This window comes from Vibrio sp. V01_P9A10T6 (genome assembly GCF_963877065.1).
Classification (GTDB): Bacteria; Pseudomonadota; Gammaproteobacteria; order Enterobacterales; family Vibrionaceae; genus Vibrio; species Vibrio anguillarum.
Genome location: NZ_CAWNTB010000119.1, coordinates 1 through 2,680, shown reverse-complemented (window position 1 = coordinate 2,680; position 2,680 = coordinate 1). Strand labels below are relative to the sequence as shown.

The 2,680-nt window shown below is 46.1% G+C and carries 2 protein-coding genes and 2 tRNA genes; all 4 read left to right on the top strand.

Annotated features, from left to right (window positions below; translation table 11 throughout):
- Window positions 1–15: 15 nt before the first annotated feature.
- The 4 genes from AACQ21_RS06535 (at window position 16) to oadA (ending at window position 2,670) form a co-directional block, all read left to right on the top strand.
- Window positions 16–92: transfer RNA gene (locus AACQ21_RS06535), tRNA-Arg, on the top strand.
- A 66-nt stretch (window positions 93–158) separates the two neighbouring features.
- Window positions 159–235: transfer RNA gene (locus AACQ21_RS06530), tRNA-Arg, on the top strand.
- Between the two features lie 371 nt (window positions 236–606).
- A complete protein-coding gene (locus AACQ21_RS06525) occupies window positions 607–861 on the top strand; it encodes an oxaloacetate decarboxylase subunit gamma (protein WP_181185528.1) in 255 nt (84 codons plus the stop codon).
- 30 nt (window positions 862–891) lie between these two features.
- Window positions 892–2,670: a sodium-extruding oxaloacetate decarboxylase subunit alpha gene (gene oadA, locus AACQ21_RS06520; protein ID WP_181185527.1), complete on the top strand. Its 1,779-nt coding sequence runs from the start codon at window positions 892–894 to the stop codon at window positions 2,668–2,670.
- Window positions 2,671–2,680: the final 10 nt, after the last annotated feature.

The following is a 2,680-nucleotide window of genomic DNA, read 5'->3' as shown; positions in this document are numbered from 1 at the left end:
TGTCATTAACTCTGCGCGTCCTTAGCTCAGCTGGATAGAGTACCTGGCTACGAACCAGGCGGTCGGAGGTTCGAATCCTCCAGGACGCGCCACTTATTCAAAGGGTCATTGCCCCTGGTATTGTTAACGATTATCGCTGATTAATATCAAAACTTTGCGCGCTCATAGCTCAGCTGGATAGAGTACCTGGCTACGAACCAGGCGGTCGGAGGTTCGAATCCTCCTGAGCGCGCCATTTATTAAGAAGCCTCGCATTATGCGGGGCTTTTTTATGTTGGTATTTTGTTGCTATTTTGTTAAATTGAAAATGGCAACTATTTGTTTTATCTTGTTAATCTGCAATGTTTTAACTCCCTCTCAGTATCTGCATCATTTTTTGATTAACGTAGCCGTATTGGCTAGTTAAATGCCCTTCTTAATAGAGAAAATTCAGAGTTTTGTGATTTGTGTGAGAATTGTTCGCCGATTTTGTGTGTTATCTACAAGAGTCCCTTAAACAAAATTGACAATTATTAACCAATCGAGATAATCCTAGTCCACTTGCCAAGATCACATTTGTAAAAATGGATGGCAATTGTTGTCAGGATGACACAGAAAGGAAGCAACATGACTACTATTGGAAGCCTATTAGTTGACGCCGCCACCCTTATGATGACAGGGATGGCTGTAGTCTTTATTTTTCTAACTATTCTCGTTTATCTCGTTCGGTTAATGTCAACCTTGGTACCGGAAGAAGTACCACAACCGATCGCAGCGCCGATTCAACATCGAAAAGTTCAACCAAACCCTTCAACTGTGAGCCCGCAAATTGTGGCGGCAATTTCTGCAGCAGTGCATCAGCACCGCGCATTAGCTAAATAGCATAGAAAGGATGAAAAGGAGTTTATGAGCATGTCTAAACCACTAGCTATTACGGATGTGGTCCTTCGTGATGCCCATCAGTCACTATTTGCCACGCGCATGCGTATCGAAGACATGCTGCCTATTGCAGCAGAGCTCGATAAGATCGGTTATTGGTCACTGGAAACTTGGGGAGGAGCAACGTTTGATGCTTGCATCCGTTTTCTCGGTGAAGATCCATGGGAGCGTTTACGTTCGCTTAAGCAAGCGATGCCTAATACCCCAATGCAAATGTTGCTACGCGGCCAGAATTTACTAGGCTATCGCCACTATGCTGACGATGTTGTTGAAAAGTTTGTCGAACGAGCTCACGCGAATGGTATGGATGTTTTCCGTATTTTTGATGCGATGAATGATGTTCGCAATTTTGAAAAAGCGGTTAAAGCGACAATTGATGTTGGCGCACACGCGCAGGGCACACTGTCTTACACCACTAGCCCTGTTCATAATTCAGATACTTGGGTTGATCTTGCCAAGCGGTTGGAAGATCTCGGCTGCCACTCTTTGTGTATTAAAGATATGTCTGGGTTGCTCAAGCCGTATGAAGCTGAAGATCTGATCACCCGTATTAAATCCTCTTGTGCCGTACCTTTAGCGTTGCACAGCCATGCAACGACTGGTCTTTCAGCGGCAACAGCCGTTAAAGCGGTAGAAGCTGGTATCGATATTTTGGATACCGCTATCTCTTCAATGAGCCAAACTTACGGGCACACACCAACCGAAACAGTGGTCGCTATGCTTGAAGGAACCGTGCGTGATACGGGCCTGAGCCTGACACAGCTTGAACCGATTGCCACTTATTTTCGTGAAGTGCGTAAGAAATACGCAAAATGGGAAGGGCAGTTAAAAGGTGTCGATTCTCGTATTCTTATTGCGCAGGTTCCTGGTGGTATGTTGACTAATATGGAAGGTCAACTAAAAGAACAAGGAGCGGCCGATCGCCTTGATGAGGTTCTTGAAGAGATCCCTCGTGTGCGAAAAGATTTAGGTTTCATTCCCCTTGTGACTCCAACATCTCAAATCGTGGGAACACAAGCGGTGATCAACGTCCTTACTGGTGAGCGCTATAAGAGCATCACGAAAGAAACTGCAGGGGTATTAAAAGGTGAATACGGTGCAACGCCTGCGCCAGTGAATACTGAGTTGCAAGCCAAGGTGTTGGGTAATCTTACGCCGATCACTTGCCGTCCAGCTGATTTGTTGGATGCTGAAATGGCCGTGTTGACCACTGAATTGCTCGAAAAGGCAAAAGCAGAGGGAATTTCATTAGCGGCAGATACGGTGGATGATGTTCTGACTTACGCATTGTTCCCACAAGTTGGTTTGAAGTTCTTGAAAAATCGTCACAATCCGGATGTATTTGAGCCTGCGCCAACCTTGGAACCAGCTAAACCTACACCTGCCACCGTTGTGACAAAAGGTGGTATTGAAACCTACAGTGTTAAAGTGGATGGGCAAATTTACACGGTTGAAGTGGGGCCACAAGGCCAGCTTAGCTCGATTTCTGCCAGCCAGTCTCAAGCCGCACAGTCATCAAGCGTGCCGGCAAGTAACAATGCAGAAGCCGTTCCTTCACCACTCGCAGGCAACATTTTTAAAGTGAATGTTCAAGCTGGTTCTGAGGTGTTAGAAGGGGATGTGTTAGTGATTCTGGAAGCGATGAAGATGGAAACCGAGATCCGTGCGGCACGTGGCGGTATTGTTCAAGATCTTCATGTCAAAGAGGGTGATGCTGTGACTGTTGGTGCACCACTGCTGAGCTTAGCATAAGGGAGAACCA